General features: G+C 60.1%; 27 protein-coding genes and 1 pseudogene. 22 read left to right on the top strand and 6 right to left on the bottom strand.

The window, feature by feature from the left end; translation table 11 throughout:
- Positions 1-208, top strand: a pseudogene (locus LBW87_RS04980) (ABC transporter ATP-binding protein); the annotation flags it as partial.
- 1 nt (position 209) lies between these two features.
- Positions 210-935: an ABC transporter ATP-binding protein gene (locus LBW87_RS04975; protein ID WP_225200308.1), complete on the top strand. Its 726-nt coding sequence runs from the start codon at positions 210-212 to the stop codon at positions 933-935.
- Positions 936-1062: 127 nt separating this feature from the next.
- On the opposite strand, the gene LBW87_RS04970 is transcribed toward LBW87_RS04975, so the two are convergent.
- Positions 1063-1527, bottom strand: coding sequence for a PA2169 family four-helix-bundle protein (locus LBW87_RS04970; protein ID WP_225200307.1), 465 nt, complete (start codon positions 1525-1527; stop codon positions 1063-1065).
- 457 nt (positions 1528-1984) lie between these two features.
- Here LBW87_RS04970 and LBW87_RS04965 point away from each other — a divergent pair, with 457 nt between their 5' ends.
- From LBW87_RS04965 to LBW87_RS04910, 12 genes are all read left to right on the top strand, one after another.
- Complete coding sequence (locus tag LBW87_RS04965) at positions 1985-2182, top strand: CsbD family protein (protein ID WP_225200306.1); 198 nt, start codon at positions 1985-1987, stop codon at positions 2180-2182.
- A 348-nt stretch (positions 2183-2530) separates the two neighbouring features.
- On the top strand, positions 2531-2845 hold the full coding sequence (locus LBW87_RS04960; protein ID WP_225200305.1) for a DUF883 family protein: 315 nt from the start codon (positions 2531-2533) through the stop codon (positions 2843-2845).
- 68 nt (positions 2846-2913) lie between these two features.
- Positions 2914-3477, top strand: coding sequence for a ferritin-like domain-containing protein (locus LBW87_RS04955; protein ID WP_225200304.1), 564 nt, complete (start codon positions 2914-2916; stop codon positions 3475-3477).
- Positions 3478-3542: 65 nt separating this feature from the next.
- Positions 3543-3755: a CsbD family protein gene (locus LBW87_RS04950; protein WP_008116574.1), complete on the top strand. Its 213-nt coding sequence runs from the start codon at positions 3543-3545 to the stop codon at positions 3753-3755.
- 81 nt (positions 3756-3836) lie between these two features.
- The gene (locus tag LBW87_RS04945) at positions 3837-4214 is read left to right on the top strand and encodes a cell envelope biogenesis protein TolA (RefSeq protein WP_225200303.1); all 378 of its coding nucleotides are present in this window, start codon (positions 3837-3839) and stop codon (positions 4212-4214) included.
- 104 nt (positions 4215-4318) lie between these two features.
- On the top strand, positions 4319-4648 hold the full coding sequence (locus tag LBW87_RS04940; RefSeq protein ID WP_225200302.1) for a BON domain-containing protein: 330 nt from the start codon (positions 4319-4321) through the stop codon (positions 4646-4648).
- A gap of 290 nt (positions 4649-4938) precedes the next feature.
- Positions 4939-5568: a response regulator transcription factor gene (locus LBW87_RS04935; protein WP_006464715.1), complete on the top strand. Its 630-nt coding sequence runs from the start codon at positions 4939-4941 to the stop codon at positions 5566-5568.
- Positions 5569-5634: 66 nt separating this feature from the next.
- Complete coding sequence (locus LBW87_RS04930) at positions 5635-6126, top strand: response regulator (RefSeq protein WP_225200301.1); 492 nt, start codon at positions 5635-5637, stop codon at positions 6124-6126.
- A gap of 126 nt (positions 6127-6252) precedes the next feature.
- The gene (locus tag LBW87_RS04925; protein ID WP_225200300.1) at positions 6253-8286 is read left to right on the top strand and encodes a PAS domain-containing protein; all 2034 of its coding nucleotides are present in this window, start codon (positions 6253-6255) and stop codon (positions 8284-8286) included.
- A 245-nt stretch (positions 8287-8531) separates the two neighbouring features.
- On the top strand, positions 8532-8702 hold the full coding sequence (locus LBW87_RS04920; protein ID WP_225200299.1) for a CsbD family protein: 171 nt from the start codon (positions 8532-8534) through the stop codon (positions 8700-8702).
- Positions 8703-8925: 223 nt separating this feature from the next.
- Entirely contained in the window at positions 8926-9324 is a 399-nt protein-coding gene (locus LBW87_RS04915) for a hypothetical protein (RefSeq protein ID WP_225200298.1), read from the top strand.
- 49 nt (positions 9325-9373) lie between these two features.
- Entirely contained in the window at positions 9374-9589 is a 216-nt protein-coding gene (locus LBW87_RS04910; protein WP_225200297.1) for a glycine zipper 2TM domain-containing protein, read from the top strand.
- Between the two features lie 130 nt (positions 9590-9719).
- Here LBW87_RS04910 and LBW87_RS04905 read toward each other — a convergent pair whose 3' ends face one another.
- From LBW87_RS04905 to LBW87_RS04895, 3 genes are all read right to left on the bottom strand, one after another.
- Entirely contained in the window at positions 9720-10025 is a 306-nt protein-coding gene (locus LBW87_RS04905; protein WP_225200296.1) for a hypothetical protein, read from the bottom strand.
- Between the two features lie 122 nt (positions 10026-10147).
- A complete protein-coding gene (locus LBW87_RS04900; protein WP_225200295.1) occupies positions 10148-10306 on the bottom strand; it encodes a DUF3309 family protein in 159 nt (52 codons plus the stop codon).
- A 51-nt stretch (positions 10307-10357) separates the two neighbouring features.
- Complete coding sequence (locus LBW87_RS04895; protein WP_225200294.1) at positions 10358-11221, bottom strand: hypothetical protein; 864 nt, start codon at positions 11219-11221, stop codon at positions 10358-10360.
- Positions 11222-11670: 449 nt separating this feature from the next.
- Here LBW87_RS04895 and LBW87_RS04890 point away from each other — a divergent pair, with 449 nt between their 5' ends.
- From LBW87_RS04890 to LBW87_RS04870, 5 genes are all read left to right on the top strand, one after another.
- A complete protein-coding gene (locus LBW87_RS04890; protein ID WP_225200293.1) occupies positions 11671-12339 on the top strand; it encodes an ANTAR domain-containing response regulator in 669 nt (222 codons plus the stop codon).
- Between the two features lie 378 nt (positions 12340-12717).
- Positions 12718-14004 (top strand): CmpA/NrtA family ABC transporter substrate-binding protein, encoded by a 1287-nt coding sequence (locus LBW87_RS04885; protein WP_413927611.1) that lies wholly within the window; start codon positions 12718-12720, stop codon positions 14002-14004.
- A gap of 56 nt (positions 14005-14060) precedes the next feature.
- Positions 14061-14987 (top strand): nitrate ABC transporter permease, encoded by a 927-nt coding sequence (gene ntrB, locus LBW87_RS04880; protein ID WP_225200292.1) that lies wholly within the window; start codon positions 14061-14063, stop codon positions 14985-14987.
- A 9-nt stretch (positions 14988-14996) separates the two neighbouring features.
- A complete protein-coding gene (locus LBW87_RS04875; protein WP_225200291.1) occupies positions 14997-15809 on the top strand; it encodes an ABC transporter ATP-binding protein in 813 nt (270 codons plus the stop codon).
- A gap of 17 nt (positions 15810-15826) precedes the next feature.
- Positions 15827-16495 carry a methyl-accepting chemotaxis protein gene (locus LBW87_RS04870; protein WP_225200290.1) on the top strand — a complete coding sequence of 223 codons (669 nt, stop codon included), beginning with the start codon at positions 15827-15829 and terminating at the stop codon, positions 16493-16495.
- 446 nt (positions 16496-16941) lie between these two features.
- On the opposite strand, the gene LBW87_RS04865 is transcribed toward LBW87_RS04870, so the two are convergent.
- Entirely contained in the window at positions 16942-17319 is a 378-nt protein-coding gene (locus LBW87_RS04865) for a DUF423 domain-containing protein (RefSeq protein ID WP_225200289.1), read from the bottom strand.
- A gap of 18 nt (positions 17320-17337) precedes the next feature.
- Positions 17338-17796, bottom strand: a complete 459-nt coding sequence (locus LBW87_RS04860; RefSeq protein WP_265112846.1) for a hypothetical protein — start codon at positions 17794-17796, stop codon at positions 17338-17340.
- 150 nt (positions 17797-17946) lie between these two features.
- On the opposite strand from LBW87_RS04860, the gene LBW87_RS04855 reads away from it, so the two are divergent.
- The 3 genes from LBW87_RS04855 to LBW87_RS04845 all read left to right on the top strand — a co-directional run bounded on the left by LBW87_RS04855 (position 17947) and on the right by LBW87_RS04845 (position 22094).
- Positions 17947-18453: a sigma-70 family RNA polymerase sigma factor gene (locus LBW87_RS04855; RefSeq protein ID WP_225200288.1), complete on the top strand. Its 507-nt coding sequence runs from the start codon at positions 17947-17949 to the stop codon at positions 18451-18453.
- A gap of 23 nt (positions 18454-18476) precedes the next feature.
- A complete protein-coding gene (locus LBW87_RS04850) occupies positions 18477-19448 on the top strand; it encodes a FecR domain-containing protein (protein ID WP_225200287.1) in 972 nt (323 codons plus the stop codon).
- 120 nt (positions 19449-19568) lie between these two features.
- On the top strand, positions 19569-22094 hold the full coding sequence (locus LBW87_RS04845; RefSeq protein ID WP_225200286.1) for a TonB-dependent siderophore receptor: 2526 nt from the start codon (positions 19569-19571) through the stop codon (positions 22092-22094).
- The last annotated feature ends 23 nt before the right edge of the window (positions 22095-22117 follow it).

Below are 22117 nucleotides of genomic sequence, written 5' to 3'. Positions count from 1 at the left end.
CGAAAAACTGGGACTCAGAGAATTGCTGGTCAAGATCCAGGCCGAAGGTAAAACCATCCTGCTGATCGAGCACGACGTCAAATTGATGATGGGCCTGTGCAACCGGATCACGGTGCTGGACTATGGCAAGCCGATTGCCGAGGGCGTGCCGGCGGAGGTGCAAAAGAATCCTGCGGTGATCGAAGCGTATCTGGGAGCAGGACATTAAGATGACAACGAATATTTTGAAAGTCGACCAGCTGAACGTGGCCTATGGCGGCATCAAGGCGGTCAAGGGCATCAGCCTGGAAGTCAACGAGGGCGAACTGGTGACCTTGATCGGGGCCAACGGCGCCGGCAAGACCACCACCCTGAAAGCCATTACCGGTACCTTGCCGGACTGCAACGTCGATGGTCACATCACTTATCAGGGCCAGCCCTTGAAGGGCAAGAAGTCGTTCGAGTTGGTGAAGGACAAGCTGGCGATGGTGCCGGAAGGGCGGGGCGTCTTTACCCGCATGAGCATCCAGGAAAACCTGTTGATGGGCGCCTTCACGAGCAACGACCGTGGGCAGATCCAGGCCGATATCGACCGCTGGTTCGAGGTGTTTCCGCGCTTGAAGGAACGCGCGGCGCAGATGGCGGGCACGCTCTCGGGTGGCGAGCAGCAGATGCTGGCGATGGCACGGGCCTTGATGAGTCATCCCCGGTTGCTGTTGCTGGATGAACCGTCGATGGGCCTGTCGCCGATCATGGTGGAGAAGATCTTCGAGGTGATTCGCAATGTGTCGGCGCAAGGCATCACGATCCTGCTGGTGGAGCAGAACGCCAAGCTGGCGCTGCAGGCCGCGCATCGGGGGTATGTGATGGAATCCGGACTGATCACCATCGAAGGCCGTGCGGCCGACTTGCTCGATGATCCTCGGGTGAAGGCGGCTTATCTGGGTGAGGGGTAACCCGAACTTACGAAGTAAAGACTAAAGTCGCTGGGTCCCGGCCTGCGCCGGGACGACGAGGTAGATATAAGTATCTCGTCGTCCTGACGCAAGTCAGGACCCAGCGGCGTGTTTTCAAGTCAACATATCAGGCAGCCTTCTTCGCGCGGGCCATGTTGCGCAGTGCCCGTACCTGATCGTGATTGGCCAATACGCCCTGATACTGGCGTTCGATGACCAGGCGTATATCGTCGGGCAAGTCCTGTGACAGCGCCTTGCGGTAAGCATGTACGGCCGCATCTTCCCCACGTTCGCACTCCGACAGGATCGCGTCGTCATCCCGGCCGGTAATGGCCGACTTCAAATTGACCCACTGCCGATGCAGCGTACCGCCCAAGGTACTGTGATTGGTGGGCTCGCCGCCCAGCCGGTGCACCAGATCCTGCAGGTCCAATACTGTCTGCGCGCATGCGGTGGCGCGGTTCATGAACATTTCCTTGTAATTCACATAACGTTCCTGCGCATCATCGGCGCAGGCGCGAAAACCTTTTTCGCCGTCCTTGGAAATCTGGATCAGATCATTGAGGGTGGAAATCAGGTGGTCGTTGGTCATGACATTCTCCTTTCAGGCCGGCCTGGACAGCGCCGAATCAGTGGACAAACAGGTACACGAGAACCAGTACAAAGGCTGGAACGCCGCAAATCCATGCCAGAAAATACTTGCCCATGATGTTCTCCTTTTTTCGTTAGTACACATCGCTTTTCAGGAGGAGGCGGAGATGAACCATCGTCCAGTTCGACCCCGCTTCCAGTAATGCCATGTTAGGAGCGGCATGGCTTATGCGCCATCGGACGACTGCCCAAGCCGGTGTAGGAATCGTGCTGCCCGGTGCCCCATGCGGGAAAACAAGAAACTCGCGAAAACCCTTATCCAGTAAGCGATTGGTGCTTGTCCTACAAAGCAATTGGCGGGCGTCCTATAGGGCAACTCTGCCGTGGATTGCTACTATTTTTCCCATGTTGCAATGCTTGTTGTGTCTGAGGTCCCACCTAACTCCAGGAGCTTTTTCATGAACAGAAACATGATTGCAGGCCAGGCCCAAGTCGTCGTTGGCAAAGTGCAGGAAAAGCTCGCCATGTTGATCGGCCATGCCGAGATGCAGCGTTCGGCGACGCAACGCCAGACTCAGGGGCGCATCAAGCATGCAGTGGGAGAGGCGCAAGACCTGATCAGGCGTTCGCTGCGTCAGCGCCGCGTGTCGATGTAAGGGCGGCGCATTGATGGTGAAGATTTCTGCAGCGTGCTTGTCCTACAAGGTAATCGGTCTGGCACCTATAGAAAGCGCAACGGCAGGAAAGTATCTTACGAATACGCAATCGCGGACCTGGAACACCAAGCACCGCGACTAACGGCACCGATCAAAGCTTATGAGCCGTGAGATCGGATCAACGGTCGCCAAGTCGACCGCAACGTTATCGAGGAGACGGTCATGGACAAGCTGGTGCTCGGCTGGTTGTTAGGTGTGCCGGTGGTGACGCTGGTGTTGTTGCAGTACCTGATGTGATGGTCCGTCGATCATTGTTGACGTACCCCGAAACGAACATGGAGAACAAGCATGCAGGCTAACAAATTCAAGACCGTCCGCAGCGACGTGCAGGATCTGCTGCAGCAGGCGCAGGATCTGTTTGCCGAGGCCACTGAAGCCACTGGCAAGAAAGCCGATGAACTGCGCGCCAAGGGGCAGGATGTCCTTAACCAGGCATTGAACGTTGCCCAGAGTGCGCAGACAGCGGTGGTGCAAAGCGGCCGCGAACTGGTGTCCGGCACCGACGATTACGTGCAGGCGAATCCGTGGCGCGCCATCGCGATCTCGGCTGGCGTCGGCCTGTTGGTCGGACTGGCAGTGGGCCGCAGCAGCGACCACTATTGAGTGCCTGTCTGAAATCTAGCCAAGCGTCGGCATTGACTGGCGCGTTAGTAACGAAATCGGAGAAAGGAATGACCATGACCAAGAATCCACCGCCAACCACGGTACAGCAGCAAAAGCCGTTTCATATCGATAAGGAAGCCTTGCGCGCCGCTGCGCGCAAGCTGGATGAAGGCGCCGTGACCGATGGCTATCGCGGCAATCGCAAGGAAGTCATCGCCATGCTCAATGATGCGCTGGCGACCGAATTGCTGTGCGTGCTGCGTTACAAGCGCCATTACTACACCGCCAAGGGCCTGGAAAACGAACCGATCAAGGCCGAATTCCTGCAGCACGCGCAGGAAGAGCAAAGCCACGCTGACAAGATTGCCGAACGTATCGTGCAATTGAATGGCGAGCCGGACTTCAATCCCCGTACGCTGTCCGATCGCAGCCATGCCGAATATGACCAGTCCGACAGTATCAAGGACATGATCAAGGCCAACCTGATTGCAGAGCGCGTGGCCATCGAAGCTTATCGCCAGATGATTGAACGCATCGGCGACAACGATCCGACCACCCGCCACATGCTGGTGCAGATCATGGCGCAGGAAGAAGAGCACGCCGATGACATGACGGACCTGCTCGATCTCTAAATTTTTAACGTACTGCAGGCAGCCCGAGAGCTACCTTTTTTCATCAATCACTTGAGGAGACCACCATGAACTGGGACATCGTTGAAGGCAACTGGAAGCAATTCAAGGGCAAGGCCAAGGAACAATGGGGCAAGTTGACCGATGACGATCTGGACGTGATCGCCGGCAAGCGCGATCAGTTGGCCGGTCGTATCCAGGAAGCCTATGGCGTCAACAAGGATGAAGCCGAAAAGCAGATCAGCGCCTTCGAAAAGCGTAACGAAGACTGGCGCCAGTGATCGGCTGGGCCCGGCGGCATCGTCGCCGATGATGATTTACGTATTACCACTGATAAATATCAACAACAAAGGAACATGACAATGAAAAAACTTATCGCAACCATGGTTTTCGGCGTAGCCTCCATCGGCCTGCACGGTGGCGCCTTCGCTGCCGATCCGGTCAAGTCCCAGTACAAGGCCGATACCGCCCAGGCCGACAGCGACTTCAAGGCTGCCAAGAAGAAGTGTGGCCCGTTGTCGGGCAATGAGAAGGATGTCTGCCAGAAGGAAGCCAAGGCTGCCCACGAGTCGGCTATCGCCGATGCCAAGGCCAAGCGCAAGAACACAGATAACAACAAGGAAGCACGCAAGGACAAGAACGACGCCAACTATGACGTCGCCAAGGAAAAATGCGATGCACTGAGCGGTGACGCCAAGGATAAGTGCGTGGCCGATGCCAAGGTCAAGTTCGGCAAGTAATCCATTGCCAAATAAAAAATAGTCTTGAGGGGCCGTGCGCAGGTTGCGCCGGCTACCCCCGCAGTGATCACCCTTGAATCATCATTCCTCGATAGGAGAGCATCATGAGTTTGACTAAAATGTCCCTGACCAAGCGTTTCCTCGGTTTCTTCCTGGCCCTGTTCATGGTCTCGCTGGTCGGCTGCGCTTCCAGCCCAGGCAAGGAAGGCACTGGCGAGTACGTCGATGATGCCGTCATCACCACCAAAGTGAAGGCTGCCATCTTCAACGAAGCCAACCTGAAGTCGTCGGAAATCAACGTCGAAACTTACAAGGGCGTGGTCCAGCTGTCCGGTTTCGTGTCGAACGCCACCTCGGCTTCGCGCGCTACCGAACTGGCCCGTGGCGTGAAGGGCGTGCAATCGGTGCGTAACGACCTGCGACTGAAACAGTAATAGGTTAATGCGAGCGCAACCGGTCCGGGTCCTTGTGATCCGGCCCGGTTTGCGTTTATCCGCTCCCAGAGCGCATCAGAGATGTCCTGGTGCATTCTGGAAGCAGACAGCATAGGTGCAGTAAGGTATAGTTAGTGGCCATTGCCCCAGGCATTTCCGGAGTGGCGCCGCCGAAGATGGCAGCGTCGAGGCAGCAGGAATATCGTCGATGCTCAATGCGGCGTCGGCGTGTGTGATCCGCCAGGCAATGCGACGCAGCGCCGCGGCATCTTTATCACCGCTCAATTACTATGACAAAAATACTTGTAGTCGATGACCATGCGGTCGTACGGGCCGGTGTGCACCATTTCATCTCGGAAATTCCGTCGATGGAAATCGGTGGCGAGGCAAGCACCGCTGAAGAAGCAATCCGCCTGGTGCGGACCCAGGATTGGGATATCGTTCTGTTAGACATCGCCATGCCCGACAAGAGTGGCGTGGAAGTGTTGAAGCAGATCAAGCGTGAAAAACCGGAACTCCCGGTGTTGATGCTGAGCATGCACCCTGAAAGCCGTTATGCGGTGCAGGTGCTGCGCAGCGGCGCCAGCGGTTATGTTCAGAAAGAGGCGCTGGCCACCGAATTGGTCAATGCGATAAATACCATCCTGCGCGGGCACAAATACATCAGCTACGGCGTGGCCGAGTTACTGACCAGCGAACCGGTCGATTCCGAAAAGCCGCTGCACGAAACGCTGTCGCAGCGCGAATACGAAATCTTCTACAAGCTGGGCCAGGGCCAGGGCGTGACCCAGATCGCCGATGAATTGTGCCTGTCGGTGAAGACCGTGAGCACCTATCGCTCACGCGTATTGCAGAAGATGAGCATGACCAACAATGCGGACATCATTTACTACGCGATCAAGAATAATCTGATCGACTAATCCTGGCGCATTCCTGTCAAGACATGGCAGGAAACAGCTTAGGCCAGGTAACGGGCATGGCAGATCATGGACGACATTCTCAACACGTGGGCTCGCAGCGCTGACGGCGCCGAGGCGCCCTTGCGGATCTTCCTGGTGGAAGATTCTGCAGACGTGCGTGAGCTGATCGTGGAAAGCCTGGTCGAGATCGATGGTGTTTCATTGGCCGGCCACGCCGAAACCGAGCGTGAGGCGCTGCAGCACCTGGAACATCATGCCTATGATGTGCTGGTGCTCGATATCCAGCTCAAGCAAGGCAATGGCATGAGCTTGCTGCAGTCGCTTGACCGTGCGCATGTGCGGCGCGCGGACGAGATCAAGGTCGTGTTCAGCAATCACGTCAGCCCGACCTATCGCAAGGCCGGCCAGCAGTGCGGCGTGGCCCATTTCTTCGATAAGTCTTCCGAACTGCCGTTGCTGTGCGACCTGCTTGAGCGGCTGGCCCGTGAGAAACTGGGCGTGCGCACCTACACTCCGGCCAGTACGCCGCCGATTCCTGCTCAGCCGGGCGGCATGTGATCCGTGTTGTGATGCGTTTCCTGTCAGGCGAGGGCATCCTGGCTTCGGTAGACATCAACATGGGACTAACAGGCAGGTCTGGGACCGCCTGGCAGTCCCGATAAAAAAAGCAGGGGATTCCCGACGATGCGAAACCAAACCGGCGGGGGCCGTTCCTCCGCCTTCGATACCCAGAATACCGGCTCTTCCGAGCACTTCGCCACATCCCAGTCGAATAACAGCAACATGGTGACCATTGCCATGGGAATGGCCATGGTGGTGATCCTGTTCGGGGTGGTCGTACTGATCGCCTCATTCATGGAAGACGCCTACCGTCCGTTGCTGGCCGACCTGCTGGCGGTGGGGCCGGTCACTGCCATCGGCTTCATCCTTGCCGGCGGCGCTCTCTACCTGCAGGGCATGATCGCCGGCCAGCCCAATCCCCGCTTGCGCTGGTTGGTCCGGCTGCTGGCGGTGGTGCTGTTGGCGCTCGGGGCGGCGACGTTGACCCACGGCGGCCTGTATGCGTTGGGGTGGATTCCGGTCGACGCCGCCCATCCGGTCTCGTCGCTGGTGATTCCGCCGCTGCTGGCGATCGCCTTCATTGCCGTGGCGCTGGCGCTGTTGCTGCACGACTGGCGCCTGTTGGGCGGTTATTATCCGGCCGAGTATCTCTGTTTCGCGCTATTGGGATTGAATGCCATCCCGCTGGTGGGCTATATCTACGGCGTCAATCAATTCCTGTACCTCGACTTCTATTTGCCGGTGCCCTGGTTGTCGTGCGCCGTCTTTGCGTTACTGGGGGCGGCGCTGCTGATGGCGCGCCCGGGGCACGCCCTGATGGCGGTGATCATGCGCATCGCCCCGGGCGGCCAGATGCTGCGCCGCCTGCTGCCGCAGACCTTGTTGCTGTTGCTGGCCTTCAGCCTGTTGCTCAACTGGGGCATGACAAATGGCTGGATCGTGCCGGAACTGTTGCTGCCGACACTGACCCTGATCAATGGCGTGATCATCGTCTTCATCTTCTGGGGTTCGGCCAGCCGGCTCGATAGCGAGTATGGCGAACGCACCCGCAATGCCCAGAAGCTGGCAGAGACCAGCGCCTTGCTCAATGCGGTGAGCGAAAGCACCAGCGATCCGATCTTCGTCAAGAACCGCCAGGGCCTGATGATTTTCGCCAACCCGGCGACCCTGGGCAAGCTCGGCAAGACCTGGGAAGAGACCATGTACCGCGCCAGCCGCGAATTGTTTCTGGTGCCGGAGGAGGCCGAGAAGATCGATCAGGACGACCGTCGCGTGATGGCATCGGGCAAGCCGGAAAAGCTTGAGCAGAGCATCCATCTGCCCGAAGGCGTGGTGACCTTCCAGACTGCCAAGGTGCCCTGGTTCGGCAAGGACGGCAGCGTGCAGGGCGTCATCGGCATCAGTACCGACATCAGCGAGCGCAAGCAGGCCGAGGACATCCTCCGCCAGCGCGAAAGCCAGCTGGAAAAAATGGTGGTGCAGCGTACCGCATTGCTGCGCGAGCTGACCAATCATCTGGAAACGGTGCGGGAAGAAGAAAAGCGTGCTATCGCCCGCGAGCTGCACGACAACATGGGGGCGTCGCTCACGGCCATATCGATGCATCTCGAAGGCGTGTACCAGGTGCTGCCCGCGGACGAAAAATGGATCGATCGCAAGGCCCGCATGCAAGCGCTGATGAAGTCGCTGGTGGCGACCACGCGCCGGATCCAGACCGAGTTGCGTCCTAACACATTGGATCTATTCGGTCTCAAGGCGGCCATCACCGAACAACTCGACGAATTGCAGGAGCGCACCGGCATCGCCTGTCGTGCCAGCCTGCCCGACGAGGACGTCGCGGTCGGACATGAGATGGAAATCGCCATCTACCGCATGCTGCAGGAGATGCTCAACAACGTCAGCAAGCATGCCAAGGCCAGCAAGGTCGATGTGATCCTGGACGTCGATGAAGACCATGTGGCCCTGACCGTGCGCGATGACGGCGTGGGCATTTCAGAAGATCGTCGCGACAATCACAAGACCTATGGCCTGCGCGGCCTGCGCGAGCGCGCCACCTATTTTGGCGGCGAGGTCGATATTCGCTCCACGCCCGGCAGCGGTGCCCTGATCACCGTCAGCCTGCCGATCCGTCCGGCGACCGCCGCCGCGGATCACTGATTCCTGCCTGATCGCGCGCAGCCCGCCAGGGCTGCGCCTGTCCTACGACGATGCCGGGCTTGTCCGGCACTCTTTTCCGGTTTCTCCTACGCCCGAAAGCGCCTCATTCTGATGTCGCCCGGAAGAGCGCGTCCCTATCATGGATTCATCGTCGCAAACCATTCAGGACACGACGTAGATGTCAGTCAGGGTCGCAGGAGGCATTGGCCGACATCTTCATTTTTCAACTTCTATGAGGAGCGATCATGAACAAGGATCAAGTCAAGGGCACCATCAAGGAAGCCGCCGGTAAGGTTCAGCAAAAGACCGGTGAGCTCACAGGTAACCAGACCCAACAGGTCAAGGGCGCTTCCAAGCAGGTCGAAGGCAACGTGCAAAAGACCTACGGCGACGCCAAGGAAGCCTTGAAGCACTAAGTCTCTGCCGCGCCGGATCTGACGATCCGGCGCGGCAAGTCGGTGCTGGCGTAGGTGAATTCCTACAAGAGAATCGGAATAGGCTGATGCCGGTCGTTGCCCGTTTCGCCGATCATAGCTGCGCTGCCGCAATACTGCCCCGGGAACTTTTTAGGGCCAGGTGAAACGGCAGGTGCTTTTCCGATGCCATAGTGGACATTGGCAGGCCCTCAGGGAGGGAAATATGAAAAAAACATTATCTGCAATTTGCCTCTTGGCTGCGATGCCGTGTCTGTTGGGATCTGTCGCGGCATATGCCACGACGGTGCCGGACGACTCGAGCTCCGATTCTTCTGTTGCATCCACTCTGCCCCGGCCAGTTGAGCCAAGCGATCGGCACGTTCCTCTCAACGGTGTGCCCATTGCGCCTTCGGCCAACAATGAAGTCAAGTTTCGATATATGGATATGGCCACGGTAAAACGCGCCAAGGGCTTGCGCCGGGCGGTGATCGTGGTCGGCAATGAGCGTCATCGCAATAGCTGCTCTGCTTCCTATCGCCATGGAATGCGTGATGATGCGCCCGAAATTCGTCGGCCTTCACAGCATGCCCGACCAGTAATCGTGATGCGGCCGATGACCTGAGCCCATCAATAATTCAGTGCTAATTCAAACCAACCAATGAGGTGCTGTCATGAAAACAATTCAAAAAGTTGCTATGACGTCTATCGCCATTCTGGCGTTCTCGGCCGTCACCGGCTGTAGCAATATGTCGCAGCGTGACAAGAATACGGCAATCGGCGCGGGCGTCGGCGCAGTAGGCGGTGCAGTGTTGACCGGTGGTAGCGGCATCGGTACCGCAGGCGGTGCGGCAGTCGGTGGCGTCATCGGTAACCAGGTGGGGCGCTGAGATGATTGGTTTTCGGCCAGCATGACTGGCCGAGTCGGCAACAACAACGCATTAGAAAAAAGAGGCATCGCCCTATGGCGGATGCCTCTTTTTTCATGTGCACGCTCAGCAAGCTGTCAGGACTGATGCTTCATTCGTTGCTCTGGGCATGTTCCAGGATGCGCTTGGCGCGTGCCTTGTCTTCCTTCATTGCGTCGTGCGCTTCTTTGCGACACCGACGGACTTCGTTGCGCGCCACGGTCTTGCACTCCTGGAGCGCTTGCGCATGGGCCGCCCGTGCCTCGATGAGATGGTTGCCATAACGGCCCTGCGGCGTGTCTTCTGCCTTGAACCAGCGGCTGGGATCAGCGGTAGTGACGTCTTCGGGCGCAGCCATTGCTCCATTGGCCAACGCATTCAATAACAGGAAACCTGTAGCGAGAATCTTCTTGTTCATGTGCTCACCTCCGAAGGGGACGGGCCGGGTCATTTCCAGGTTGGAAAGACGCCATCAAAAGGCAACGCGGGGCATAGCGCGCTAACGCTATGCCCCGCGTTGACTGCGAGCATCTTATCAGGCTATAACTTGCCCAGCAAAAGCAGGATCAGCAGGATGATCACAATGGTACCTGCAATACCGCTGGGGCCATAACCCCAGCCGCGGCTGTGCGGCCATGCTGGCAGCACGCCCAGCAGAATCAAGATGATGACAATCAGTAGAATGGTGCCGAGGGTCATGGTCGTTCTCCTTTTTATTGAAATGGTCGGTTTGCGATGCCGCCGGCCGGGTTAGAACCTTACCTTCACGAATGCCGAAGGACCGGTCAGTTTTACGTCGAAATTGGCTTGGGTGCTGCCACCGTCACGGTTGATGTGAATGCGGGTGATGCCGTAGTCGGCGCCCACCCCGATATTCTTCAACGGGTACCATTCCACGCCCAGTGCAGCGCCATAGATATGGCCGGTCACGGTGCCCCAGTTCTTTTTCACGCCCGAGGCCTCGGCGTAGATGCGCAGATCCTTGTTGAAGGCATGTTTCCAGCCCAGCGATAGCAAGGGGGCAAAGGTCTTCTCGGTGCGGCTTTCGCTCAGGGAGCCGGCGCTGCCGTTGAAGACGCCATTGGCCTGGACGTCGTAGTGGGCGCGATAGTAGCCGGCGCCCAGGCCGAGGCCGAAGACGTCGTTGCCGCTGCCGATCCACCATTTATAAGCCAATGAGGCAAAGTCCACTTCAAGGTTGGCGGTCGCCGCACCCGACAGGATGGCCGGGGTGCCGCCGACGTTGAAGCTGCGCTGGGTGGTGTAGGTATAGTCGTTGCGATAACGGAAGTAATCGAACGCCAGCCCTTGGCTGTCGCCGATCAGCAGCTCCGCACGGACGCGCGGCAACGTGGTGCGATTACGTTCGATGTCGCCGGTCTCGGCCGAGCCGTAGCGTGTATTTCCCTTGATATTGAACGTCGGATCCACGTAGTAGCCGCCGACCGACAGGCTCAAACGGTCCAGTGCCGGCGAAGGTTCGGCATGTGCCGCGCCCGATGCCAGGCCCAGCACCACCGCACCCGACAGCCAGCCCAGCGTGCGCGACTGCTTCGCGCGGCTGTGGCTGGATTGGCGGGAAAGGCGCGTGGAAAAAAGGGACGTACGATTCATTTGTTCGGCTCTCCGTGCATGTCGATGATGGTCCACCCGGTTATGATTGCTGTTCAATGACGCCGCCTTGAAGGTGCGGCTTCATTGCGAAGCTGATGCATATTAGGCTGGCTCAGCGGATTGCGAGGATCAGCGCCATTCCCAATTTCCTGTAGGAAAAGGGGAGCGGGAAGTGTCGGTCAAGGGCGCGCGGGCGGGCGTTTTGGGCAAGGGGTGAATGGTGTGGAATTTGCTTTATCCGTACCGAATGGCCGCTCCTGAGCGCCGATGGAGAGCGGTTTTTAAATGCGAGCCATGTTTTCCGGGCTGCGATGAGGTACCATTCCGGCCGTCCGCCGGATGCTACGGCGCAGCGCAAGCAGCGCCGTTAGCCAAAAAGCCGATCAGCGTTAGATTTGTCAGTGTTGTCTTGAAAGAGCCGAGAGCCAGTTCGCCCTTCTATGAATTCCATGAAGTCCGATCGCCCATCGACATCGCCGGCGCAGAGTGGCGCCCGCACGTTACGCATCGTCATCGTCAATTCCGTGCCGCATCTGGAAGAAGACCATGACGAGCTGGCGCATGCCCAGGCCGAGCAACGCGCCGAAGCCTTGCGCACCGGCTTGCTCGATGCCGGCTATAACATCGTCGCTGCATTGCCGGCCGACCTGACGCTGCCGGACCGCATCGCCGCCCTGCAACCCGACATGATCATCATCGAAGCAGAGTCCGACGCCCGCGACGTGCTGGAGCATATCGTCATCGCCACCCGCGACGAGCGCCGCCCGATCGTGATGTTTACCGAAGACGACAACACCTCCAGCATGGAGGCCGCGATGGCCGCCGGCGTTACCGCCTATATCGTGGCGGGGCTGCACTCCGAGCGCGTCAAGCCCGTGCTGGACGTGGCCATGGTGCGCTTTCGGCAAGAGCAGAAACTGCTCGATGAACTGTCCGACACCCGCAGCAAGCTGGCCGAACGCAAGCTGGTCGAGCGCGCCAAGGGCGTCTTGATGGCGCGCAAGGGACTCTCCGAGGAGCAGGCCTACCAAAAACTGCGCAGCATGGCCATGAACCGCAACCTCAAGTTGTCCGACGTGGCGCAGCGCCTGCTGGACGCCGAGGACTTGCTGGGTTGATAACGCCCGGTGGCGGGGGCTTCCCCCCATTTTCTTTCTCCCATCTTCATCCGCCAGTTTGGTGCAAGGCACAAATGGAGTGCGTGCGCCTGCCCGTTTTGTTGGCATCCCGAGCCGTCAGTGAGCTGTCACTTGCCTTCCCCCGTCGCTTCGCCCCGGCCCGATCTTCATAGGTAAAAGAGCGTTTGCTGCGTGGGCAGGACGAGCTTGGCACGCTCTTTGCTCAAGCAGGGGTATCGCGCAACGAGTGCGCACAGGGGCGGCCAACGGCGGTTGCCCCGTCCAAGACAAAGGCGTCTTCCGGCATGAAGCAATTCATGCCTGGAGATGCCTTTTTTGTTTTTGCAGTTTCGTCGATTCGCCAGGGGGAAGAGTGCCATGCAATCCATGCAACAGACAGAAAACGGACCGGTCGGAAAAGATGCAGCCGCCGAAGTCGACGGTACCCGTCGCAAGATCATTCATACCGCAGGCATCGCGGCGGGCGCCAGCATGATGGGCCTGGCCACTGGCGGTGTGTGGGCGGCCGGCTCGGACAAGCCCGAGAAGGAAGAGGTCAAGATCGGCTTCATTCCCCTGACCGATTGTGCTTCGGTGGTGATGGCCTCGGTGCTCGGATTCGACAAGAAATACGGCATCAAGATCGTGCCCAGCAAGGAAGCCTCGTGGGCCGGCGTGCGCGACAAGCTGACCAATGGCGAACTGGACGCGGCGCACGTGCTGTACGGCCTGATCTATGGCGTGCAACTGGGCATCGGCGGCCAGAAAAAGGACATGGCGGTATTGATGGGGCTGAACCATAACGGCCAGGCCATCACGCTGTCCAAGAAACTGGCCGACAAGGGCGCCGTCGATGGCGCCTCGCTGGCCAAGCTGATGCAGACCGACAAGCGCGAATACACCTTCGCCCAGACCTTCCCCACCGGCACCCACGCCATGTGGTTGTATTACTGGCTGGCCGCCAACGGCATCAACCCGATGAAGGATGCCAAGGTCATCACGGTGCCGCCGCCGCAGATGGTGGCCAACATGCGAGTCGGCAACATGGATGGCTTCTGCGTGGGCGAACCGTGGGGCCATCGCGCCATCGTCGACGGCGTCGGCATCACCGCCACCACCACCCAGGATATCTGGAAGGATCACCCCGAGAAGGTGCTGGGCAGCTCGCTCGAATTCGTCAAGAAATACCCTAACACCTGTCGCGCGATGATGGCTGCCATCCTCGACGCCAGCAAGTGGATCGACGCCTCGCTGACCAACAAGAACAAGATGGCCGAAGTGATCGCCGACAAGTCCTACGTCAACACCAGCAAGGACGTGATCGACCAGCGCATCCTGGGGCGTTACCAGAACGGCCTCGGCAAGACCTGGGATGACCCTAACTACATGAAGTTCTACGAGGATGGCCAGGTCAACTTCCCGTTCCTGTCGGACGGCATGTGGTTCATGACCCAGCATCGTCGCTGGGGCTTGCTCAAGAGCGATCCCGACTACCTGGCGGTGGCCAAGTCGGTCAACCAGATCGACCTCTTCAAGGACGCTGCGGCGATGACCAAGACACCGGTGCCGAAGGACGTCATGCGCACCTCGAAACTGATGGATGGCACCGTCTGGGACGGCAAGAACCCCGCGGCCTATGCCCAGTCCTTCAAGATAAAAGTCTGATCGTCGGGTGCCGCGGCCGATGCCGCCAATGAAGCTGTGAGGCAAGGGGAATCACAATGAGTGCAGTCATGGAGAAGGTCATGGGCGACAACGCCAAGCCCGCCGCAGAGCCAGCCACCGCCGCGTCGCGCAGCGAAGCCGCCAATGAGGCGCGGGTGATGCAGGCGGCGCCGGGAGCCTGGAGCAAGGCGCGTCGTCGCATCGTTGGCAACGGTGTGTTCATGCGGGTGGTGCCGCCGCTGGCGGGGTTGATGCTGTTAGTGCTGGTATGGCAGATCATCGCGCTCAAGAACAGCAGTTTCCCGACCCCGCTAGTGACGCTCAAGGAAGCCATCAGCATGTTCTCCGACCCGTTCTATCGGAATAGTCCCAACGACCAGGGCATCGGCTGGAACGTGCTGGCTTCGCTGCAGCGGGTCGGCGTCGGCTTCGGGCTGGCGGCGCTGGTCGGCATTCCTCTGGGCTTTGCGATTGGTCGGGTGCAGTTCCTGTCGGCCATGTTCGGTCCCATCATCAGCCTGCTCAAGCCGGTGTCGCCACTGGCCTGGTTGCCGATCGGCCTGCTGGTGTTCAAGTCGGCCAATCCGGCGGCGATCTGGTCGATCTTCATCTGCTCGATCTGGCCGATGATCATCAACACCGCGGTGGGCGTGCAGCGCGTGCCGCAGGACTACATGAACGTGGCGCGGGTGCTGAACCTGTCGGAATGGAAGATCCTGACCAAGATCCTGTTTCCCTCGGTATTGCCCTACATGTTGACCGGTGTGCGGCTGTCGATCGGCACCGCCTGGCTGGTGATCGTGGCGGCCGAGATGCTGACCGGCGGCGTCGGTATCGGCTTCTGGGTCTGGGACGAATGGAACAACCTCAACGTGCCGCACATCATCATCGCCATCGTCGTCATCGGCGTGGTCGGATTACTGCTGGAACAGGCGCTGGTCGCGTTGGCCCGTGCCTTCACCTATGAACAGGTCAGTAACTGAGAGGGCATCATGGACAACATCAACGGCAAGTTCATCGACATCGGTGGTGTGGAAATGGTGTTCCATACCAAGAAGGGCAGTTTTCACGCGCTGCGCGACATCAACCTGACGGTCGCCAAGGGCGAGTTCGTGACCCTGATCGGTCACTCCGGTTGCGGCAAGTCGACCTTGCTCAACCTGATTGCGGGCCTCACCCGGCCCAGCGCTGGCGTGCTGCTGTGCGCCAACCGCGAGATCGGCGGCCCCTCGCCGGAACGGGCGGTCGTGTTCCAGAACCACTCGTTGCTGCCCTGGCTGACCTGCCACGAAAACATTTACCTGGGCGTGGAACGCGTCTTCGGCGGCAGCGAGGATCGTACCCAGTTGCGCGATCGCACCCGCGCCGCGCTGGCGCTGGTGGGCCTGTCGGCGGCAGAGGCCAAGCGTCCTAACGAAATCTCGGGCGGCATGAAGCAGCGCGTCGGCATTGCCCGGGCGCTGGCGATGGAACCCAAGGTGCTGCTGATGGATGAACCGTTCGGGGCGCTCGATGCCCTGACCCGCGCGCACCTGCAGGACGAGTTGCTCAAGATCGTCGCCAAGACCGAGTCGACCGTGGTGATGGTCACCCACGACGTGGACGAGGCGGTGCTGCTGTCGGACCGCATCGTGATGATGACCAACGGCCCGGCGGCGACCATCGGCGAGATCGTCGAAGTCAAGCTGGCGCGCCCGCGGGATCGCGTCAGCCTGGCGCAGGACGCGCAGTATTCCGAATATCGTACTGCGGTGCTGGAATTTCTCTATCGCAAGCAGGCTCATCCGGCGCGCGAAGCGGCCTGAACCACGAAAGCGTACACATGGAGCCCGATCTCATCACGCCAGAGGAGGCCGATATCGTCCCGCTGTCAGGGGAGGTTTTCGGCGCATTGATCAACTTGTCGGGGCGGCGTCGCTTCACCTCGCAGCGCCTGGTGCTGTATGCGGTGCTGGGCGCGCGCGGCGACGCTGGCGCGGTCGCCATTGCGCGCGAGGCGCTGGGCCTGTTTCGCGGCGCCCATGCGGCCTTGTTGAAACGATCGGCGGACTTGCCGGGGGTGTTCTGCCCTGAGCTGGAAGAGGTTTATTTTGGTCATGCCGGAGGCGACGCGCGGATCGTGGCCTTTAGCGAATTGGCCGGACGCACGCTCAATGCCGTCGAAGACGGCCTCAAGAGCGCACCAGCCCTGCTGGAAGAATTGGTGGGGCAGACCACGCCGTTGCTGGCGGTATTGAACCAGATCACCGCGATTTACGAGGAACAGTCGAAAAAACATGCGCGATTGATGCGCAATCAGTTGCGCGGCATCATGACCGATATCGAGACCATCGCCCGCGAAGCCAAGATGGTGGCCTTCAATGCGCGCATCGTCGCGGCGCGCTCGGGGCAGGCCGGGCGGGAATTTTCGGTCGTGGCGGGTGTGCTGTCGAGCATTACCGGCGAGATCGATGCACTGGTGAAGGCGGCGCTGGATGGGGCTGCGGCATGAAGTGGCACGGTGTCACTAAATGACAGTTTGTGCCGGTACGACGAATAACTGATAGCTCCCGTCATGCTGACGAAAGTCAGGACCCAGCGACTTGCAACGGAAGTCGACGCATCCCTGACGTCACTGGGTCCCGGCCTGCGCCGGGACGACGGATGGCTTATAACGTGATCAAGGTCGTCCAATGCACCGTCGTCCTGACGAAAGTCAGGACCCAGCGGCTTGCTGCGGACGTCGAAGCATCCCTGACGTTACTGGGTCCCGGCCTGCGCCGGGACGACGGATGGCTTATAACCTGATCCCGGTCATCCAGTGCACCGTCGTCCTGACGAAAGTCAGGACCCAGCGACTTGCAGCGGAAGTCGAAGCATCCCTGACGTCACTGGGTCCCGGCCTGCGACGGGATGACGGATGGCTTATAACGTGATCCAGGTCGTGCAGCCCGACATTCAGTTCATTCCCTTATAAGCGGCCCAGGCCACCAACACCCACGCCGCCAGGAATGCGACTCCGCCGATCGGCGTGATCGCACCCAGGATGCGGGTGCCTGTCAGGGCCAGCAGATAAAGACTGCCGCTGAAGATGACGATGCCGGCCAGCATCAGGTTGCCGGCCCAGGTCAGGCCGGCGCCGCCGAACTTTGGCATCAGCAGCGCCACGGCGATCATGCCCAGCGCGTGCATCACCTGATAGGTGACGGCCGTGTGCCAGACTGCCAGCAGGTCTTCGGACAGCATCTTCTTCAGGCCGTGGGCACCGAAGGCGCCGCAGCACACGGCGATGAACATGTTGACGGCGCCAACCACGACCAGGATGCGTTCATTCATTGGTTATTCCTTGTGATATCAGAGACGAATGCGGTTGCTCTTGCCGAGCCTGAATTCGTGCCTCAGCACGAAGCAGCTCGTCGCAATCAGGCCCGACAGCCCCAGCACCAGTTGCGTCAGCGTGTCGTGCGGCAGCACCCAGACGCTGCCCGCCGGTGGCGCCACGCCGGTGGCGGCGCTGACGACCGGATTGACCCACGATGCTTCTTCGCTGACATCCAGCAGCACTTCTCCTTCGGGCGTGGTGTGCAGATAGATGTCACCGCCTAGTTCCAGCGCAAAGCAGATCCCTTGGCCGGCATTGACCGTATTGAGCTTGTTGCGCCAGACCACAGCCTGCAGTTCGCGGTTATAAGTTTCGATCCAGGTTTCAACCTCGTGCGCGTTCTGCAGCACGATCCAGGCACGTGGGGTGGGCAGGGTGTCGATGCCGCTGACGGCGTCATCGGGAAACAAAGGCTCTGGCGGCTGGGACATGATGTGCAGGTTGTCGATTAGAACGGCAGTATACCCGCTCGCGGCATGGCGCAGACAGCGCCCGTTTGTCAGGTTGAGTGAACACGATCTATAATTGAGAATAATTCTTGATTGCATTCACTAAATGCGGCACGGGCAGGAACCAAGCACATGAGCACACACCATTCGACCGCCGTGGAACAGGTGGGCCGCCTCTATGTCAGCCATCATGGCTGGCTGGTCGGGTGGTTGCGCGGCAAGCTGGGCAGCGACTGCGATGCCACCGACATCGCCCAGGATACCTTCGTGCGCCTGTTAGGTCGGCGCGTCGAACAAGACCTGCGTGAACCGCGTTCTTACCTCGCAACCATCGCTCAGGGCCTGGTGGTCGATTTCTTCCGTCATCGTCGGCTCGAGCGGGCCTACCTCGATACCATCGCTACGCTGCCCGAAGAACACATCCCGTCACCTGAAACCCGCGCCATCCTGCTCGAAACCCTGTGCCGCATCGATGCCATGCTGGATGGCATGAAGCCGATCGTGCGTCGCGCCTTTCTGATGTCGCAACTCGAAGGTCTGACCTATGTCGAGATCGCTGCGCGACTCGACGTCACCAAGCGCACCGTGGGCAACTACATGACCACGGCACTGGCGCATTGCTACACATTGGCCGCATGACTACCCTGGCGCCAGCATCCGACATGCGTAACCCTGAACTGGTCAAGAAAGAAGCGGTGCGCTGGTACGTGCACCTGTGCTCGGGCGAGGCCAGCCAGGCAGATATCCAGGCGCTGCAGCAATGGCGCGACGCGCATGCCGACAACCAGCAAGCCTGGGCGCGCTTCGAAGCGCTGCGCCTGTCGTTCGAGGGCATGCCGGTCAAGGTCGCAGCGGGCACGCTGGAGGTCGCCTCCCGCGAACGCAGGCGCGCCTTGCGCGGCGCGATTGCCGTGCTGGCGGTAGGCGCGACCGGCGTCGCCAGTTACCAGTTCTATGTGAGCGGCGCAATGACGCCGGCCATCTGGCTGGCCGATTATCGCAGCCGGGTAGGCGAGCAGCGGCGCATCATGCTGGCCGATGGCTCCCTTCTGATACTCAACACCGATAGCGCAGTCGATGTGGTGTTCGATGAACGCCAGCGCCTGATACGACTGCATGCCGGTGAAATCCTGGTGGAAACGTCGTCCCATCGTGGCAGCGCCGCCGGCGCCGACGCTCGTCCGTTATCGGTGATGACCCGTGACGGCCAGGTGCGTGCGCTGGGCACCCGCTTTACGGTGCGTCGTTTCGACGATCGCAGCGAGGTGGCGGTCATCGACCAGGCCGTGGAGGTCACGCCGCAGCGCAGCCCCGGCCAGCGCCAGGTAGTGACCGGCGGCCAGCGCATGGCATTCAACGGCGAGCGCAGTTTTGCCGTGACGTCGGGCGAGGCCCAGGACGACTGGACCAGCGGCAGCCTGGTGGTCAATGACTGGCGGCTGGGCGAGGTCATTGCCGAATTGGCGCGGTATCGCAACGGCCACATGCAGTGCGACCCGGCGGTGGCCGATATTCGCGTCTCGGGCGCTTTTCCGGTGACCGATACCGACCGCGCGCTGGCGGTATTAGTGCGTTCTTTCCCGCTGCGGGTGACTTTTCTTACCCGATGGTGGGTGCGGGTGGGGGCAGCCTGAGCGAGCACCTGCGATCGCCTGAAAACTTATTTGATTATTTTTTTCCTCTTTTGCGTGTTCGTCCGGCTTACCTGATGGAAGCAACAAATAACACCATCCATTTTCATCAGGGGCACTATCTTGGCATCTTCTCAGTTCTCGCGGGCCGACCAGCGCCGCGGCCGCCGTCCGGCTCAGCACCACCAGCAGCGCACTGCGCGTTTATCCAGAAAACCCATGGCGCTGGTGGTGCAGGCTGCCTTCGTTTCGCTGGCCGGCATGGCGCTGCTGCCCGAGACCGCTCATGCGCAGATCCAGCCGCCAACCAGCCGTGAGAGCGTGCGTCTGTATCAGATCAGCGGCGGCAGCCTGTCTGCCGTACTCTCGCGTTTTGCGGGGCAGGCCGGCGTGGCGCTGTCGTTCGATCCGGGCCTGGTGGATGGCATCGATTCGCCCGGCCTGAGTGGCAATTACGCCGTGGCCGCAGGTTTTTCGGCCTTGCTCAACGGTACCGGGCTGGAAGCGGTCCGGCACAACGATGCCGACTTTACCGTGCGTCGCGTAGTAACGGTAGGTCAGCAGGGCGCTGCCTTGCCGCTGGTCACCGTGGCAGCATCGGGCGAGCCGAGTGCCGTTACCCAAGGTAGTGGGTCCTATGCCGCCAAGGTGGTCACGGTGGGCAAGGGCCTGCATGCGCTCAAGGATATTCCCCAGTCCGTGACGGTGGTCACGCGCCAGCAGATGGACGACCAGAATTTGAACAGCATCGATGACGTGCTGGCCAACAGCACCGGCATTACGATGTACGACAGCCCGATGGGCGGGCGCTATGTGTTCTCGCGGGGCTTCCGGGTCGACACTTACCAATTCGATGGCGTGCAGCGCGCTTTTTATTATCCCCAGGCGAATAACTTCACCAGCGCCAGCACTACGCTGGACCGGGTCGAGATCGTGCGCGGCGCCACTGGCCTGTTGCAGGGGGCGGGCAATCCTGGCGCTGCCATCAACATGGTGCGCAAGCGGCCCACCGCCGACAAGCAGCTCGAAGTCATGGCCAGCGTGGGCAGCTGGAACAACCGGCGCGGCATGATCGACGCCAGCGGGCCGCTCAACGAAGAGGGCAGCCTGCGTGGCCGGGTGGTGGCAGGCTATAACGATCGTGATTATTTCTACGACAAGGCCAAGCGCGAAACCGGCGTGCTGTATGGCGTTATGGAATACGACTTCTCACCGCAGACGCGGCTGACTGCCGGGCTCTCGGTGGAGACCTTGCGCGCGCTGCCTTCCTTCCAGGGTTTGCCGCGTTACAGCAACGGCAACGATATCGGCCTGCCGCGCTCGACGTCGCTGGCCGCCGACTGGAACCGCTGGCACGGCCAGCAGACGGCCACCTTCGCCGAGTTGCAGCACAAGTTCAGCGCCGACTGGTCGGCCAAGGTAACGGCCAACCTGACGCGCGAGACCAACGATATCAAGTATGCCTTCCCCAGCGGCGCCATCGATCCGGTGCTGCTCAACGGCACCGCGATGTATGCAGGCTTGTTCGACCTGGAAACCGAGAACAAGAGCCTGGATGTGTCGGTCGATGGCAAGTTCGACCTGTTTGGCCGTCGCCATGGCATCAACCTTGGCGCCAGCTATAGCGAGATGAAGAGCGACAGCGTCTATTACCTGTCGATGCTGGGCGTGACCACCAACGTCTTCAATCCTGGCCCGCTGGCCGAACCCGCCAATGCCCAGATCATCGGATCGGCCTACCGCAGCGACAACAGCCTGGTCAAGATGAAGCAGAGCGGCGCCTACGGCGTGCTGCGTTTCTCGTTGAGCGAGCCGCTGACGCTGGTGCTGGGCAATCGCATTAGCTGGTACGACATGAGCGCCCAGAGTCGCGTCACCGGCACGTCGAGCCAGGATCCTTACAAGGAGAGTGCGGTCAGCACGCCCTATGGCGGCCTGATTTACAAGTTGACGCCGCAGTGGTCGGCCTATGTCAGTTATGCCGATACCTTCAATCCGCAAAGCCAGCGCACGGCCGACGGCACATTGCTGGCGCCGGTGACTGGCAAGAATTATGAAGCAGGTATCAAGGGTGAGCTGTTCGATGGCCGCCTCAACGCATCGGTGGCGGTCTATCGCTATGACCAGAACAACATGGCCGAGCAAGACCTGGTCAATCCCTGCCGCGCCAGCACCTATTGTTATATTTCACGTGGTGCCGTGCGCAGCCGCGGGCTGGACGCCGAGATCAATGGCGAACTGGCGCGGGGCTTGCAGGTCGCGGCAGGCTATACCTTCAGCAACCAGCGTTACCTGGACGACACCACCAAGACCAACGTCGATTACTCGAGCACCTATACGCCCAAGCACATGCTGCGGGTCTGGTCCGACTATCGCCTGCCGGGCGATCTGCAAGCCTGGAGCGTCGGTGGCGGCGTGAATTATCAGACCTCGAATTCGCGCACCACCGGCCTCATCACCCTGAGGCAGAATTCTTATGCGGTCTGGTCGGCGCGCGTGGGCTACCAGGTCGATCGCAACTGGTCGCTGGCTTTGAACGTGGCCAACCTGTTCGACAAACGTTATTACCAGACCGTGGGCGCGCCGGGTTGGGGTAACTTCTACGGGGACCCGCGCAACGCTACGCTGAGCCTGCGCGGCAAGTTCTAAGTCGCCTGGTGGTGGACAGGGTG

Origin of the sequence: Herbaspirillum sp. alder98, from assembly GCF_020179755.1 — a bacterium.
In the GTDB taxonomy this organism is placed as follows: domain Bacteria; phylum Pseudomonadota; class Gammaproteobacteria; order Burkholderiales; family Burkholderiaceae_D; genus Herbaspirillum.
The sequence above is the reverse complement of the archived record's forward strand: the minus strand, read 5'-3'. Positions and strand labels throughout refer to the sequence as shown.